This window comes from Mucilaginibacter sp. P4_A11 (assembly GCF_056402535.1).
Genome location: NZ_JBFUHE010000002.1, coordinates 42720 through 60601 on the forward strand (window position 1 = coordinate 42720; position 17882 = coordinate 60601).

General features: G+C 44.2%; 11 protein-coding genes. 5 read left to right on the forward strand and 6 right to left on the reverse strand.

All coding sequences use genetic code 11. From position 1 onward, the window contains the following. Positions 1 to 126: 126 nt before the first annotated feature. The 5 genes from AC1DUD_RS04075 to AC1DUD_RS04095 all read right to left on the reverse strand — a co-directional run bounded on the left by AC1DUD_RS04075 (position 127) and on the right by AC1DUD_RS04095 (position 8575). Positions 127 to 1755, reverse strand: coding sequence for an alpha-L-fucosidase (locus AC1DUD_RS04075; RefSeq protein WP_477371890.1), 1629 nt, complete (start codon positions 1753 to 1755; stop codon positions 127 to 129). 73 nt (positions 1756 to 1828) lie between these two features. Then, the gene (locus AC1DUD_RS04080; protein WP_477371892.1) at positions 1829 to 3361 is read right to left on the reverse strand and encodes a SusD/RagB family nutrient-binding outer membrane lipoprotein; all 1533 of its coding nucleotides are present in this window, start codon (positions 3359 to 3361) and stop codon (positions 1829 to 1831) included. A 19-nt stretch (positions 3362 to 3380) separates the two neighbouring features. Then, complete coding sequence (locus AC1DUD_RS04085; protein WP_477371894.1) at positions 3381 to 6830, reverse strand: SusC/RagA family TonB-linked outer membrane protein; 3450 nt, start codon at positions 6828 to 6830, stop codon at positions 3381 to 3383. Positions 6831 to 6841: 11 nt separating this feature from the next. Beyond that, positions 6842 to 7876, reverse strand: coding sequence for a FecR family protein (locus AC1DUD_RS04090; RefSeq protein ID WP_477371896.1), 1035 nt, complete (start codon positions 7874 to 7876; stop codon positions 6842 to 6844). 78 nt (positions 7877 to 7954) lie between these two features. Further along, positions 7955 to 8575 carry an RNA polymerase sigma factor gene (locus tag AC1DUD_RS04095; RefSeq protein WP_477371898.1) on the reverse strand — a complete coding sequence of 207 codons (621 nt, stop codon included), beginning with the start codon at positions 8573 to 8575 and terminating at the stop codon, positions 7955 to 7957. 258 nt (positions 8576 to 8833) lie between these two features. On the opposite strand from AC1DUD_RS04095, the gene AC1DUD_RS04100 reads away from it, so the two are divergent. Then, positions 8834 to 9868, forward strand: coding sequence for a LacI family DNA-binding transcriptional regulator (locus tag AC1DUD_RS04100; protein WP_477371900.1), 1035 nt, complete (start codon positions 8834 to 8836; stop codon positions 9866 to 9868). 219 nt (positions 9869 to 10087) lie between these two features. Here AC1DUD_RS04100 and AC1DUD_RS04105 read toward each other — a convergent pair whose 3' ends face one another. Further along, a complete protein-coding gene (locus tag AC1DUD_RS04105) occupies positions 10088 to 10852 on the reverse strand; it encodes a DeoR/GlpR family DNA-binding transcription regulator (protein ID WP_477371902.1) in 765 nt (254 codons plus the stop codon). Between the two features lie 151 nt (positions 10853 to 11003). Here AC1DUD_RS04105 and AC1DUD_RS04110 point away from each other — a divergent pair, with 151 nt between their 5' ends. From AC1DUD_RS04110 to AC1DUD_RS04125, 4 genes are all read left to right on the forward strand, one after another. Continuing rightward, positions 11004 to 12584 (forward strand): glycerol-3-phosphate dehydrogenase/oxidase, encoded by a 1581-nt coding sequence (locus tag AC1DUD_RS04110; protein WP_477371904.1) that lies wholly within the window; start codon positions 11004 to 11006, stop codon positions 12582 to 12584. A gap of 57 nt (positions 12585 to 12641) precedes the next feature. Then, on the forward strand, positions 12642 to 14156 hold the full coding sequence (glpK, locus tag AC1DUD_RS04115) for a glycerol kinase GlpK (protein ID WP_477371906.1): 1515 nt from the start codon (positions 12642 to 12644) through the stop codon (positions 14154 to 14156). A 24-nt stretch (positions 14157 to 14180) separates the two neighbouring features. Next, positions 14181 to 14909: an MIP/aquaporin family protein gene (locus AC1DUD_RS04120; RefSeq protein ID WP_477371908.1), complete on the forward strand. Its 729-nt coding sequence runs from the start codon at positions 14181 to 14183 to the stop codon at positions 14907 to 14909. A gap of 755 nt (positions 14910 to 15664) precedes the next feature. Next, positions 15665 to 17560, forward strand: coding sequence for a gliding motility-associated C-terminal domain-containing protein (locus AC1DUD_RS04125; RefSeq protein ID WP_477371911.1), 1896 nt, complete (start codon positions 15665 to 15667; stop codon positions 17558 to 17560). Positions 17561 to 17882: the final 322 nt, after the last annotated feature.

Sequence of the window (17882 nt, forward strand, 5' to 3'; positions counted from 1 at the left end):
TGCATATTCTTCAAAAAATATGTTAACCCCCTTTTGTATAAATATTACCGGCTAAATTTCAATTCATAGGAAACACAACTGGTCAATTTGATTATGATACAGCCTCCTCCATAATCATACGAAATATTACGGCTTAAATAACTTGTTCTCCCCTTCAATTTCAACATTAGCCTGTTCAACAACTGCTTTAAATTCGTAATCGGCTTTTAAAGGGAGGGTTGCTTCAAAAGTACCATCAGCATTGATATTTACCCAGGTACCGGCTGTCCACTTACCTGCATATAACGTTTCAACCTGCCCATGATAAGGCCGATAATCAAAACGGGCTCTTTTTGCCGAAATATTCTTGTAATTCAGGATCTTCCCTTTTAAAACCGCGCCGGTCTTTACTTTTGAACCTGCACCGGTTTCAACTATGGCTGCTTCCCTAAAAACAGGGTTAACATTTTCCAATTTGATCACTACCGGGTTAGGCCAGCGGTGATCGTCATAAATGCGCTGCGCCTTTACAACAGATATTTCAAGTCCCTTATCGGTTTGTTTATACCTGCAGCTTACATCATCAGTTTTATATTCGATGATCCTGCTGTTCTGCCCCAATACACTTACTTTAGTATTATTAGTGGCAATGGCCGAACGGATCAGAAAACTTTTGCGGGTTCCCTCTTTCCAGTCGGCAGCATTGGTAACAATGGCATAAAGTGTATGCCCGTTTTTCGCAGTAAACCAGGTATCACCTTCTTTACTTATCACCCAGCTTCGCACACTGTCAATACATTCACGGTTAACAAAATACCATGCCGACATTTCCCGCAACCGTTCTTCCTGCTCAATTGGTAATGCCCCATCAGGCTTCGGACCAATGTTCAGCAATAGCGAACCGCCTTTAGCCCTGGCCTCTATCAATAAACCTATTAACTGGCTACCCGATTTATAGCGTTCGTTAGTTGGCTGATATCCCCAGGCCGTCCCCATGGTGATGCAGGAGAGCCATGGTTCATTGATCATGGCGCCCGGCATGATCTGTTCAGGTGTTTTGATGGCACCGCGGGTTATCAGCAAATCGGGTTGTAATTTCCAGCAGGTTTGCTTTACTACTTCCTTGGGATCACCATCAATAAACAAAACGTCAATTTTACCATAATTAGTCATCAGCTCTTCGCATTGTTTCCGGGTGTACTCATCATATTCATGCCGGGTTTGGGCATCCATTTTAACATCGGTACGGCTGATAGTAATGTGATGATCACGAAGAAAGTTAAAATCTTCGGGCGAAAAGTAAAAACCAACCTGCAAACCGGCTTCGCGTGTGGCATCAACAAACTCCTTTAACAGGTCTTTTTTATAAGGTGTATGGGTTATGCTAAAATCGGTAGTTTTGGTATCCCACATACAAAAACCCGAGTGATGTTTGGTAGTAAATACAATATATTTCATCCCGGCCAGCTTAGCCAGCGTTGCTATTTGACGCGGATCAAATTTGGAGGGGTCAAATGTTTTAGGCAACTCGTTAAAGTACCTGTTCACATAATCGTCACTTGCCCCAACCAATGAATGACTGATCACCACACCCAACTGGCTATCCATACTAAAATGGATAAACAAACCTAAACCGGTGTTTTTAAGCCATAGTTCGCGTTCGGGCTTATTCAGGTTATAATTACTTGCATTATCATCCTTAACCAAATCATTTTGCGCTGATACGTTTTGAAGCCAACAAACCAGCAGCAGGAAAAAAATATACTTCTTATACATCAAAACAAAAGTAAAAAATCAGGGAGAGCCCCACGCCCTCCCCTAAACAACATCAACTAATCAAACTTTAATATTATTGTTTATCCCACCAAATCCGGGTTAAAAAATCATCCGGGCCCTGGCGTGCAATGGCGGCAGCGTATGATGCAGCATTGAGGTTTTGCTCAGCAACAGGATATAACATCCGCCTGAATATTTTACCGCCGGTAGCATTACCAACATAATTATTAGGCACAAGCGCTGGGTAACCAGTACGCCTATAGCTTGCAAAAACTTCCTGCGCATCAGGAAATAAACCAACCCAAAACTGGGTATAGATCTGCGCCATTTTCTGATCAAGTGTACCACCTGTATTAAAGGGGTGCGCGTTGATGTATGAATTGATCTGTGCCGTAGTAATTGTGCCGGCGCTGCCCGCTATAATGCTCCATTGGCGCATGGATGCGGATATGCCGTTCTGGTACAATGATTCGGCAGTGGCAGCGGTATACCATCCTCTTGCAGCAGCTTCAGCTAACAGAAAATAGCTTTCGGCAGCTGTAAAAACCAATCGCGGAGAATTTAACAGCAGTATGGTTTTAGGATTAGGCTCCGAATAGGTTACAAAATCGGCAGGTTTGGCATTCAGTCCCGCCGACATGCCCTTTTGGATAGCCGAGGTAGTATCAGCCACGCCGCTGTTCCATACCACAGATAACACAGCCAAACGCGGATCTTTATTCGCTTTCAGGTAATTGATAAATACATCCTGGTACTTGCCGCCCTCGGTATTGGTGCTACCGTTGCCTGCAATATAATCGTTGTTATAAAGATCAAGCGCCAAAGGGTTTTTGTTGATATCCTGGCCTGCACCAACATAAGCTACTTTGGCGACATCGGCATCATCTAAAATAACACCGCCTGCTATAGCTTTTGTTGCCCATGTTTGCGCCTGCGCTATATCAACTTTGGTCATACGCATGGCACACCTGAGCATGAGTGAATAAGCAAACTTTTTCCATTTTACGGTATTACCACCGTAAATTAAATCCGCCGAACCAAAGGTTGTTTTGGCTGCGTCAAGGCTTTGGGCAGCCTGGTCAAGCTCCTTCAATAAATCGGCATAGATATCTTTCTGCGCATCATAAGCAGGTTTATAAATCGCCTGGTCATAACCCTGTGCAGCCTGCGAATAAGGGATATCGCCATAAAGATCGGTAAGCCTGCTAAAGCAATACACCTTCCAGATCCGTGCCTCGGCCTGCAGGTTCACCTGCGATGCATCGGTACCCACTGCCTTCAAAACCTCACCCAACTCGTTGATCTCATTTGGGTAGGCATTGGTGAAAGCGCCTGCCGACTGCGGGCTCTGGCTCAATACATATTTTGATCCGAAACCGGCCACATCATTAAAACTGGTAGTATACTGCATGGTACCCAATAACAGATCGAGCATACGGGCAGTACCATCATATTGAGCTTTGGTAAAAATGTACTGTGGTACCGCTTTTGACGATGCATCGGGGTTCACGTTGAGCGTATCAAAGTTTTTGGTACACGATTGTGTGGCGATAATGCCGAGCATTACCAGGGAACAATAAATATATTTTGTTAAATGTCTTTTCATCGTATTCAATTTAAAAGTGTTAAAACTTAACGGCAAGGTTTACACCAAGTGAACGGGTACGTGGCAAGCCGATAGACTCAAAGCCCTGTGCATTACTATTGGTAAAGCTTTGCTCCGGATCAAAATTGTCTGTCTGTTTATAGATAGTCCAAAGGTTCCGGGCCACAAAGGATATGCTGGCCGACTGGATCTTAACTTTGTTTAAAAGGCTTGTTGGAAGCGCGTACGACAGGATAACCTGGCGAAGTTTAACAAAGCTGCCATCATGCAAAAACAGGTCGGAATACGTTTTATAGTTATCATAGTATGACCTTAAGCCGCTTACAGGTACCGTACGGGTGTAAGGAGCGCCTGTTTGATCAACACCGTTCAGCACCAATCCGTTTTCACGGCCCGGCAATGTTGATTTCATCAAGCCTAAACGGGTAGCATACACTTCCATAACCGAAAACACTTTGTTGCCAAACTTGCCATCAATCAGGAAGTTTAACGAGAACCTTTTATACCTGAACTCGTTGGTTAAACCCATGGTAAGCGGGGCAACGCTTTTACCCAGCTGCTGCAATGGGGTCTGTACTGGTAAGCCGGTGGTGGCATTGAACACTACATTGCCCTGAGCGTCCTTTTGCATACGGGTACCAACCAGCATACCAAAGGGCTTACCTTCAATATTATCTAAAATACCCCAGTTACCTACCGAAGTAGCCAGCTGAATGGTGTTAAGCCCGGGAGCCAGTTTAACAACTTTGTTATCGTTGTAGGCTACGTTATAGCTCGTGGTCCAGGTAAAGCTGGCTGTTTTTACGGGTGTACCATTCAACAATACTTCAATACCTCTGTTGCTTACCTCACCAACGTTCAGGATCACGTTATTGTAGCCCGATGTTGAAGAAATAGCTGTATTTACTATATCGTTGGTTGTTTTACGATCATACAGCGTAACATCCAAACCTAAGCGGTTCTTAAGCATCTGCAATTCAAAGCCGCCTTCAAATGTTGTTGAAGTATATGGTTTAAGATTGCTGTTGGTAATGTTATTACTTGTTACGTTTTGCAGTGGCTGCCCGGCACTTGGTACGTTACTGTAAGTAAGGTTAATAACGTAAGGATCGGGTGCGCCGCCGCCTACCTGTGCCCATGAACCGCGCAGTTTGGCAAGGTTAAAAAACTCAGGGAGTTTAACCGCATCCGACAGGATAAAGCTGCCGCCTATGCTTGGGTAAAAGATACTGTTACTTTTAGGACTAAGTGTTGAAAACCAGTCTTTTCTTCCGGTGAATGACAGGAACACCAGGCTCTTGTAATCGAAATCGGCCGAACCAAAAACCGAATTGGTTACTACCTTGGCATTATATGGGGTGGTTGATGAAACCGCAAGGTTGGTAAAGCTGTAAAAATATGGAATGGTAAATTGCGAACCGCTAAACGTTAACTGGTTTGTTGTGTTTTTTCGGCTGTTTACACCACCCAAAACATTCACAGTTAAATCGCTGATGATCTTTGTTTTGTAATTAACCGTTGCCAGCTCGTTTGTTTCAGACACGTCTGACTTGATACCTGCATATTGGCCGTTGGGGGTATACAACGTACCGGTTGGCAGTACGTTTGTATAATTATAGTTGAAAAAGTCACGACTGATGGTGGCTTTAAAAGTAAGATCTTTTATGGGCGAGTAAATAACCGATCCCTGGCCAATAAAACGGTTCTTTACGTCATCTTCCTTGTATTTATTGATCACAAAATAACCGTTTGATGCGATGGATGCATCATTCCAGATCTGCTCGTTCCCCATTGCATCATAGCCAGGCTTCAACCAGCGAACATCAACCGTGTTGGCTACTTCGAGCGGGGTCCAGTTGGGGTTACCCAGGGCATCACCTGCACCGGTACGGTTATGGCCGGTTTCAACGTTATATTGTGCCAATGCTTCAATCGATAGCTTATCGCTCAGTTTACCGTTCAGAGCAAGGTTAAAGGTTTTACGATCATAGGTAGTACCCGGCAAAATACCTTTACTGTTCAGGTCAGCAGCCGAAAACCTATAGGTGAAAGCTTCATTACCGCCCAAAAATGCCAGGCTGTTAGTATAGGTGCTGCCTGTTTGATAAAAGTTTTTGAGGTTGTTTTTTTGTGCAACATAAGGGTGGGTATTTCCGTCAACAGCCACATAATCAGTTGAGCCGTCAATTTTTGAACCCCATGAGCGCCTTCCGCTTGCCTGTGCGGCTGCCAGCGTGGTTGGTTTTACCCCTCCATCGCCCTGCCCGTATTCATATTGATAATCGGGAAATACCGCCACATTATCATAGGTAGCGGTTGAGTTAAATTCAACTCCCACCCCTTTTTGCATCCGGCCTTTTTTGGTGGTGATCAAAATAACACCATTTGCCGCCCGTGAGCCATAAAGCGCCGCGGCTGTACCACCTTTGAGTACACTTATCGATTCTATATCGTCGGGATTTATGGCTGCTATACCATCGCCGCGGTCAACGTTATTGGTAATACCGTTAACTGTGGCAGCACCACCGGGCACGCTGTTATCTATCGGCATACCGTTTACCACATATAAAGGTTGATTATCACCTGCAAGGCCACCATTACCCCTGATCACCACGCGGCTTGAACCGCCCGGCCCGGTTGATAAACCAGCCGCGTTAACACCGGCAACTTTACCTGTAAGCGCATTAGCCACGTTGTTTTCGCGGGCCTGGGTAAACTCGGTGCCTTTAACTTCGGTAACCGAATAACCTAATGATTTTTTTTGCTTGCTGATACCAAGGGCGGTAACCACAACTTCGTTAAGGGCCTTGTTATTTTGCGCCAGTTTAATTTGCAAAGCTGATGCGGGATCGTTTACTGCGACTTCTTCCTGGTTATATCCAATATAGGCTACTACCAGGGTTAATGGTTTGCCCGAATACTTATCAGGCACTATCAATTTAAAGCTGCCTGTAATATCGGTAATTGCGCCTACTTTATTGTCAATTTTTAAGTAAACCGATGCGCCCACAACAGGCTGTCCATCGCCGGCATCCACAACCTTACCTGTTAATGTAACTGCTGCAACAGCTGCATTGATTACAGTAAGGTCCTTTACCGTAAAAATCGAGATCTGGTTATCATTTATCTTGCGGTATGTTAGCTGAAATGCAGATAACAATTGTTTCAAATTATCATCAAGCGTTAACTGGCTTATGTTGCTGGTCAAGTTTACCGGCACAAATTTATTGTCGAGCAAGCCTTCCTGGTAGGCTATCTGAACATTGAATTGTTTTTTTAGGTTGTCAAGCGCATCTTTTAACAGCACCTTGTTTTCAACAGCCTGCGGAGCCGTATAACCGAAGTTTTTTGCGTGGATCCTGTTGTTACTGGTTAATGCCATTTGGGCATAGCCGTATGCCGACCGGCCGAGCAACACCATCAGGAAACAGCAACATCTTAAAAAATTGGATGAGTCGAGTTTTCTCATAAGTTATTCATTTAGGGGTTTAATTTTGTTATGGTGATATTTTTGTCTGTTCGGGTGATTTTCACAGGGAGTGTAGTCGAGATAGTTTCTATCAACTCATCAACATTGGGAACGCTGATCTCCCCTTCTATTTTGAGGCTGGCTAAATCCGGGCTTGAAAAATCAACATGATAGCCATAGTCATCGGTCATGATCTCGCTGATCTGGGCCAGTGTGGCGTCATTAAATAACAGCTGATGTTTTGTCCATTTGGTGATCTTTTCGGGAACGGGAAGGACAATTCGGGTAAGGGCCTTTTTATAGGCATGCTGTACGTAATCGCCCGGTTTCATAATAAGCGATTGTTTCCCTGATGTGGCGTCAACATAGTCAAGCCTGATCTTTCCCTGCACCAAACCTACATTGGTTTTATTATGCCTGCTTCTAACATTAAAGGTTGTGCCCAATACCTCAATATCCATATCAGGGCAATGCACTATAAATCTTTCCGAAGGTTTAATATGGCCGGGGTCTTTATTGATATGTTTTACGTTAAAAAGACCCTCTCCACTTATCCAAACCTCTCTTGAATTTTTGTCCCAGTTATCGGAGTAAGTTAATTTCGAGTTACCATTGAGCACCACGGTTGATCCATCGGGCAAGGTGACTGTGCTCAACTCTCCATAAGTAGTATCAATCTCATTTTGCCTGCCTTTTATCAGCCATAAGGCAATACCTATAGACGATACCAGCAATAACATGGCAGCAACACGAAGGAATCTGTTTAACGTGAAGATCTTTACCTTAACCTGGTCTTTTTGCAGCGTTGATTCAATCCGCAGCCAAACTTTTGATTGATTTTCTTCGTTAGTAAAAACATCCTGCTTGCGGTATGCAGTAATAATTTTTGAAGCTTCTGCTATTATTTCTTTCTGTTGCGGATATTTAGCAATAACCTGCTGCCAAAAAAAGGTATCGTTATGTGAGGGACTAATCACAAAACGAAGAAAATCATCGTCCTCTAAAAAATCTGGCAGGGTGTAATTACTGTATTTGGCAATCTGCATAGGTTATAAGGTGTTATTTAATCCTTATAGACAGCGGCCTACCCTAATTATCCCTACAAACCGAAAAAATTTATTTTTTTAATGATTATTTATGTAAAAACATGAATATAGGGCTAAAACAATAGCCAATTTGGATGTTTTGAGTACATCCTGAAGATTATCAAACGCCTTATAAATCAATTTATAGGCCGAGCTGATGTTTATTTCCATAATATCAGCAATTTCATCATAGCCCAAACCCTCATAAAAGCGCAGATAGATGATTTCCTGCTGCCGTGCCGGTAAGGTTTTTACGTGAAACTTAATTTTTTTCTGTAGTTCCTGCTCTTCCTCATCAGCCATGATCTGCTGATCGAATGAAATTTGGAAAGGAAAGTTATGTTCCGCTTCATCTTCCAGGTCGACAAAACGCGATTTTGATTGCAGCTTGCGGAAAATAATGCTGCGTAGAGATTTGAAAAGATAGTTTTTTACTGAAACAGGATTACCAAGCCCTGCCCTGTTTGTCCACAGCCTGATAAAAAGATCATGGATAGCGTCCTCAATTACATTGACATCCCTTGTAAATTTATGCCCATAGTTATTAAGGATCTTAAAATATTGGTTATATAATTGTGTGTAGGCATCCCAATTGCCTTCTTTAAAAGCAAGCCAGATAGCAGTATTATGATCGTCATGAACAATTTGTTCGTGAGACATAGCTTAACAAAGGGGATAAAACGTTTTACAATTGAAATCAGGTACAATGTAATAATTATAACAATAATTTCACTTCAACTTTAAAAATCAATGTAATAATAAATTGCCATGTGATTATCCCGGGTAAAATCACGCAGACCTGTGCGATAAGTTACGCGGTTTGAAAATCGAAAAGCGCTGAAATATTCATTTTTTAAAATAACTTAGCCCGTATCAATTTTTCCCTGGATATTTTAGAACCTGCTGCCGGATTAAATTATGTTTGAATCAGTTACCATTAAGGATATTGCCAAGGCTTTGGGTGTGTCAACATCAACGGTATCAAGAGCGTTGAACGGGAGTTATGAAATAGGCACTGAAACTAAAAAGCTTGTGCTTGAGTATGCCGAAAAGATAAATTACCGGCCCAACCCGATAGCATTAAGCCTTAAAGAGCAAAAAAGCCACTCGATAGGTGTAGTGGTATGCGAGGTTGCGAATGATTATTTTTCGCAGGCCATTAACGGTATCGAATCCATAGCATATAACCGCGGGTACCATGTTATTATCACGCAAACGCACGAATCATTTGACAGGGAAAGCGCCAATGTAAAACACTTGCTGTCAAGGCATGTGGATGGTTTGCTGGTATCATTATCGGCACAAACAACCGATACTTCTCAATATAAATACCTGCTGGATAAAGGTTTCCCTATCGTGTTTTTTGACAGGGCTGCCCCCGATCTGAATACCCACAAAGTGATAGCCAATAATTTCCAGGGCGCATTTAATGGTACTGAAGCATTGATCAACTCGGGCTTTACCAAAATAGCCCATCTAACTAATTCAAATAACCTGCTCATCAGTCATGAGCGTTTTGATGGTTACAAGGCAGCACTTGATCAATATGGTGTTGAATTCAGACCCGAATACCTGAAACATTGCAATCACGGCGGTATGATCCAGGATGAAGTTGAGATCGTACTGAAAGAATTGCTGGCATTGGATGATAAGCCGGAAGCCATTTTTATTGGTAGTGACAGACTCACCATCAGCAGTATGTCGATATTAAAAAAATGGGGGTTAAAAGTTCCGGGAGATATCGCGATAGCCGGTTTCACCAACTCAGATGTGGTTGATCTGTTTGATCCCCCTTTAACAGTGGTACGCCAGCCGGCCTTCCAGATAGGACAGATGGCCACCGAAATGTTGATCAAAACCATTGAAAGTAAATGGCCCGTTGAAGAATTTACTACGGAGAAAGTAGATACGCAGTTGATAGTACGGTCGTCGTCAGTGAAAGGATTTATATAAAGAACTGTCAGTCTGCGCTTGTCGAAGACTCGCGCGCAGAGGCCCTATCCACTATGCTTCGACAGGCTCAGCATGACACCCGTTTTAACTATGTTTCGAGCAGGAAAAGCCACAATGCAATCTCGTAACTATACAAATCGGACATGCATCGGCGACGGGATTGCCGCGCTTCGCTCGCAATGACATTTTTTATTTATCCTTCAACATCAGTATATCTACCTAAACAACCGTTACCTTCACCCCTTTTTCTTCCAGCATATTGAGCATTGCCGGGCTGATACCGCTATCGGTAATAATTTCATTGATCTGATCCAACGAACAGATCTTTGCTAATCCCCTTTTACCGAATTTAGTGCTATCGGCCAGTACAATGGTAGTTTGAGCTGCATTGATCATTTTTTGATTAAGGCGCGCTTCGGATAAATTGGTAGTGGTGAGCCCTATTTCGGGATCAATACCATCTACCCCTAAAAACAAAACACCGCATAGCATATCATCAAGCATCAATTCGGCGTAATTCCCGGTTACCGATGATGAAGTGTTTCGCATTTGCCCGCCTAATTGAACAATATCAACCTGCGGGTGCTGCAAAAGCTCAAGAGCTACCGGTAATGCAGCCGTAACCACTGTAAGATGCTTATTAGGCTGCATGGAACGGGCAAGGGCAAGCATGGTAGTACCCGAGGCTATAATAACCGAATCATTAGTTTCTATCCTCACAGCGGCTTCGGCGGCGATTTTTCTCTTTTCGGGACCGTTCAGCTTTTCCTTTTCGGCAACCGGCCTGTCATTAGCGTAAGGGTTTGTTTTGCTTGCACCGCCATGCGTTCTGAAAAGCAGGTTTTTATCTTCCAAAAGTTTCAGGTCCTTTCGGATAGTAACTTCCGAAACACTTAACTGGCTGCTCAGGTCCTGCACATTCACAAACCCATCTGTGTCAACTTTTTGCAGGATAAACTTATGCCGGTCGGTATTTTTACTCATGATCGCTAAATTAAACAGAAAAATCAACTGTAATGTTTTACAAAGCCTATTGTGCTGCTTATCAACAAAAGTAATGAAATAAAATTATTTTTAATTTCATTTAGTTTTATTTTATTTCGATTTTATATATTTGAATAAATATCGAAATAAAATGAATCTATTTACAAGAGAGGCCAATCTCAACCATCTTCACGACACCGAAAAGATCTGGGACCTGATTATTATAGGTGGTGGCGCTACAGGACTTGGCGCGGCTGTCGATTCAGCTTCACGCGGCTTCTCTACATTATTACTGGAACAGGCCGATTTTGCCAAAGGCACCTCGAGCCGCGCTACCAAACTGGTACATGGCGGAGTACGGTATTTAGCACAAGGCGATATAGGTCTTGTACGTGAAGCTTTACGCGAGCGGGGATTACTATTAAAAAACGCGCCTCATCTTGTAAAAAACGAAAGTTTCATCATCCCCAACTACTCGTGGTGGGATGGCGTCTTTTATACTATAGGTCTCAGTATTTACGATTTATTAGCTGGCAAGCTGAGTTTTGGCCGGGCAAAACACATCTCCAAAAAAGAAACCACTAAACGGTTGCCGGGAATACAAGAAAAAGGACTTCACGGTGGCGTTGTTTATCATGACGGGCAATTCGACGATTCAAGGCTTGCCATAAACCTGGCGCAAACAGCTATTGAACAGGGCGCTACCCTGCTCAATTACTTTAAAATAACCGGATTGACCAAAGATACAGCCGGTAAAATTACAGGCGTAAAAGCGACCGATACAGAAACCGGCACCAATTACCAAATAAAAGCAAAAACGGTAATCAATGCGACCGGTGTTTTTGTTGACAACGTGCTAAAAATGGATACGCCAGAGAAAAAGCCGATGGTTAGGCCAAGCCAGGGCGTACACCTTGTGCTCGACCGTTCATTTTTGCCGGCAGAGGATGCACTGATGATCCCCAAAACCGAGGATGGGCGCGTACTTTTCGCCGTTCCATGGCATGAGAAATTATTGATAGGCACAACCGATACCCCTATCGACTCGCACAGCCTTGAGCCGGTAGCGCTGGATGAGGAAGTGGAATTTATATTACGAACCGCCGGCAAATACCTTACCAAAGCCCCTACCCGCGCAGATGTTTTAAGCGTTTTTGCAGGCTTAAGGCCGCTTGCTGCACCACAGGACGGATCGTCAAAAACAAAAGAAATTTCAAGGAGCCACAAACTGATCGTTTCCGCGTCAGGATTGATTACCATAACCGGCGGCAAATGGACTACTTACCGCAAAATGGCTGAGGACATAGTTGATAAGGCTATTGAAACAGGCGGGCTGAACAACACACCTTGCAAAACGGCATCCTTATCCATTCATGGCAGTCGCCCCGAACCCGACCGCGCAAACCCTATGTTTGTTTATGGTGCCGATATTGAAAAAGTTTTGGCTTTGCATAGTGAAAATCCTGACTGGAAAAACCCTGTTCACGCTGAAGGCAGCTACACTAAGGCCGAGGTGATCTGGTCGGTAAGAAACGAGATGGCGCGTACTGTTGAAGATATGCTGGCTCGCCGCACCCGTGTGTTATTTTTAGATGCCCGCCTGGCTACCGCAATGGCACCCGAAGTAGCCCGCCTCATGGCCGGCGAACTTGGAAAAGATGCAGCATGGGAACAAGCACAAATTAAAGCCTTTAACGAAACAGCAAAAAATTATATACTAACACCGCATTAAAATGAACAATTTTAATGTGATATTGAATAAATAAACCAAGGTAAACCAAACCAAATTATGCAGGAATATATTTTAGCGCTCGACCAGGGCACTACCAGTTCGCGGGCCATAATTTTTGATCATGCGGGCAAGATCATTACTTCGGCACAAAAAGAATTTAAACAATACTTCCCTAAACCGGGCTGGGTTGAGCACGATCCTAATGAGATCTGGGCGGGCCAGATCTCGGTTGCGGTAGAGGCTATTGCCAAAGCAGGCTTAGGCGGCGGAAATATCAAAGCCATAGGTATAACCAACCAGCGCGAAACCACCATAGTATGGAACCGCAAAACCGGTGAACCCATTCATAATGCCATAGTTTGGCAGGACAGGCGCACTGCTGCCTTCTGCGACGAATTGAAGCAAAACGGCTATAGTGATATGATCCGCGATAAAACAGGGCTCGTGATAGATGCCTACTTTTCGGGTTCAAAAATAAAATGGATCCTGGATAACGTTGAAGGTGCAAGGGCGCAGGCCGAAGCAGGCGAGCTTGCCTTTGGCACAGTTGACAGCTGGCTCATCTGGCAACTCACCCGCAGCGAAGTACATGCAACCGATGTAACCAATGCCGGCCGTACCATGCTGTTCAACATCCGCACCCAGCAATGGGACGATGAGCTGTTACAGCTCTTCAATATCCCCAAAAGTATATTGCCCGAAGTAAAACAATCGAGCGAATTATATGGCCATACTGCCAATAACATATTTGCGCAAAGGATCCCGATAGCAGGTATAGCCGGCGATCAGCATGCGGCCTTATTCGGGCAGATGTGCATTGATAAAGCCATGGTTAAAAACACCTACGGTACCGGCTGTTTTATGCTGATGAATATCGGTCACGAGTTTATTAAATCAAAAAACAACCTGCTTACCACCATCGCCTGGAAAATAAACGGCGAAATAACCTATGCTTTTGAAGGCAGTATTTTTATAGGCGGCGCAGTAGTGCAATGGCTGCGCGATGGGCTGGGCATTATCAAAACATCTGCCGATGTTGAAAAACTGGCAACATCAGTAAAAGATACCGCGGGCGTTTACTTTGTACCGGCATTTGCGGGACTGGGTGCGCCCTACTGGGACCCGGAAGTACGCGGGGCCATAGTTGGCCTAACCCGTGGCGCTACTGCAGCCCATATTTCAAGGGCTGCACTGGCATCTATCGCTTACCAAACCATGGATGTACTTAAAGCCATGGAAGCCGATGCCGGAATGGAGATAAAAGAACTACGTGTGGATGGTGGCGCAACTGCCAATAACATGCTTATGCAGTTTCAATCGGACATACTGAACTGTAAAGTGATCCGGCCGGAAGTTACTGAAACAACGGCGCTTGGCGTAGCTTACATGGCCGGACTGGCCGTGGGCTATTGGAAAGACATCGCTGAGATCCAACAATTATGGGCAGCCGAAGCTGAGTTTACACCGGGCGATGACCTTGATGAAGTAAAAACCGGCATAGCAGGCTGGCAACGCGCGGTAAGCACGGCCCAATGCTGGTCGAACTCCGGGCATCCGGTAACAGTTATTTAATATCCACCTTTAAAATATTTTAACATGTCTCCATTTGTAGCCGAGTTAATAGGCACCATGCTCATGATATTATTAGGCGATGGCGTAGTAGCCAACGTAGTTTTAAAAGATACCAAGGGAAACAACAGCGGATGGATAGTAATTACCACGGCCTGGGGCCTGGCTGTTTTTGTAGGCGTGGTTGTTGCCGGGCCGTATAGCGGGGCACATCTTAATCCGGCCGTAACTTTAGCACTTGCTATTGCGGGCAAGTTTGCCTGGGCAAATGTTATACCATACATTATTGCCCAGTTTGCGGGTGCCTGCCTTGGTGCATTTTTAGTATGGATAATGTATTATGATCATTTTAAACGCACAAATGATCCAGCCTCTATACTGGCCGTATTTTGTACAGGTCCTGCCGTGCGTAATTATGTATCGAATATTGCCAGTGAAGTGATTGGCGCTTTTGTACTGCTGTTTACTATTTTCTATATAGCAGGTGCGGAAATTACGCCGGCTAAAACCCCTATCGGCCTTGGTTCTATTGGTGCAATTCCGGTTGCGTTATTGGTTTGGGTAATAGGCCTGTCATTAGGCGGTACAACGGGCTATGCTATCAACCCGGCTCGTGATTTGGGTCCACGGTTTATGCACATGTTATTACCAATAAAAGGCAAAGGGACGAGCGACTGGGCCTATGCCTGGATCCCGGTGGTTGCGCCTTTGGTTGGGGCATCTCTTGCTGCGGTGTTATATCTATCAGTTAAGTAATAAACTTCAAACCCGGCATGCCATTAAAAACGTCATTGCTGTACGAAGCAATCCCCGACTTGCAGACCCGCCCTGTATAGTTTGCGATTGCTTCGTACCTCGCAATGACGTGGTTTATAAACAAGGAGAGAATTTAAAAAGCCACTATCCATTTAAATTTCTAATTACTCCTTCCTGAAATTCCCCCTCTGTTCATTCCGTTCCTTTTGTGCTTTTAATATATAGGTTGTTCAAGTTGTTCATTTAATTAAAACTTAAGCAAAGAGCTAACGAGAATACCATTATCACGATCAAAAACAACCATGATATGTAGATTTATTTTCCCACAATGGGATTTATGGTAGAAAAGAATCAACAACAGCATTAAAAATAAACCTGGCCGGCTTAGCAAAAATTAAGCCATTGGATTTTTATCTTTTTGTAAACTATGTTTTACAATCTGTATCCTACTTTTAGATATCGGCTTTCAACAAAAGTGCAACACAGCTACTTAGTGTATTTTTTACAACCTACGTTTTTACCATCTGTAAAGTTTTCATTTTCCCGATTACACACTTTAGTCCCTATTGTTTTAAACTCCCTTCAGCGTACAGAGCCCCCCTCCGGCATGGCTTTCCTTTTGCAACCCCCACTTAAAAAAACACAACATTAACCCGAGTTTATATCAATACCGGCTGTCCCCCGGCCGCTTTGATTAAACTTTTAAGCAAGATACGCGAGCGCGTTGCAAGTCTTGCCGACATGCGTAAAAACACATGAAATTTATCACTTTACTGGCGATGGGATTCCTATTGCCACAGTTAGCCCTGCGCGTAAAAGCGCAGGAGGGGGAGCCTGTATTAATTGAAGACTTTGGTTCGGGAGCGGCCCAGATAGGTCCGAAAATTAACGACGGCGATTTTTCTACTACCTATAATTACATACCATCACAACCGGGTGAGGGCAGCTATACCATTGCCAATTCAACGGCTGGGATGTACCCCGAATCGTGGCTTCAAACCGGTAATCATACACCGGGGCAATCTAATGGCTACATGATGATCGTGGATGCCACCAACACTGTCGACGAGTTTTATAAAAGAACGGTTAAAACACTATGCCCCGGCACCACCTACCGCTTCAGTGTTTATGTATTGAATTTAATGAAAGAGGGCGGCATCAAACCTGATATCACCTTTTCGGTAACTACATCGCTCGAGACTAAAACGAACCATACCGGCCCTATCGGCAACGGCTTAGGCTGGCTTGAATATAATATTACTTTCAGCACTCCTCCAACCGGTGGCGATGTAACCATAAAAATGACCAATAATGCAAGCGGTGGATATGGGAATGATGTGGCGCTGGATGACATTTCTTTGCATCCCTACGGACCTGCCTTAACTGCTTATTTTAATAATGATAAAACAGCTTTTACCGCAAAAGGCTGCGCGGAAGCGAATGAGGTATATAATTTAAATGTCGCATCCGCCACTGATCTCCCCTATGCCAATCCTGTTTACCAGTGGCAAGTAAATACCCCAAACGGATGGATCAATATTCAGGGTGCTACATTGGCCACTTATCCGCTTCATCAGCCGGCAATTGCAGGTAGCTATCAATACAGAACGCTGGTAGCACAGTCGGGTAATATTACCTCAGCACAATGCAGGTTAATTTCATCAGCCGTAACCCTCAATATCGTCAATCCCGAACCGGTAATCGCGACAGCAAGCTCACCGGTATGTCCCGGCGAGAACATCTATCTTACTACATCTGCAGGTGATAGCTATAGTTGGACGGGGCCCAATGGCTTTACATCAGCGCAGCAAAATCCTGCGATCAGCAATGCCACAGCGGGTATGGCCGGTCAATATCACGTTACAGTTTTTAAAAACGGCTGCTCAAGTATTGCGCCGGCGGTTACGGTAAACGTCAATGCTCTCATAATTGCCAATGCAGGTGAAAACCGCACGGTTTGTAAGGGTGACAAGATCCAACTACACGCAACAGGGGGAACATCGTACAAATGGTTCCCGGCAACCGGCCTGTCGAACCCCAATATTGCCAGTCCGATGGCTTCCCCCGATGAAACTACCACCTATACCGTTGAAGTGACCAATAACAACTGCAAAGCAAAAAGTGCTGTTACCTTAACGGTAAACCAGGGCCCCGGAGCATACGCCACCGCTACACGTGAGGTTATTAAAGGCGAAAGAATCCAGCTTCACGCCCAGGTAAGCGGAAACAATGTTTCCTATTACTGGACACCTAATGAAAATATCAGTAATACTACCTCATTAGAGCCCTTTGTGTTTCCAACCAGCAATATCACTTACATTTTACATGTACTGGAACCCGGCTCCTGCAACCTGGAGTCGAAAGCGGCTGTTGAGGTAAAGGTTGTGGATAAATTCATTATCCCCAATACTTTTACGCCCAATGGCGACGGGATAAACGACACCTGGCAAATGGATGCTCTTGGAGCTCATGACAACGCTATCACACAGGTTTTTAACCGCTATGGAACAATAGTATATAACGCAAAAGGCTATACGAAGGCATGGGATGGAACCTACAACGGCAAAAGGTTACCGCCCGGAACTTACTATTACAAGATCGATCTTAAAAACGGCACCATTTACTCAGGATGGGTACAGATCATAGCCTGATCATTTTGGGTCGAAAATATTTTTATCCCATTTCCTGAACTCGTAATATTTGCTTTTAGGTTCGCCGGTTTTAATTTTTCGCGCAAAGGCGCAAAGACGCTAAGTTTTTCCTTTTTATAGCCCATTGGCGCGAAATCACTATTCTGCCTGCTGCAACAAAGCCTTAATCTTATTAAAAATCTCCGTATTACTCATGTCCCCTCAGGGTCTCTCGCAGAGGACCCTGAGGCTCACCGCATACTAACCGCCTACCAGGATATTCATAGCAGCAAATTTACATGGCGTATACATCAGGGTCCTCTGCGAGAGACCCTGATGGGAC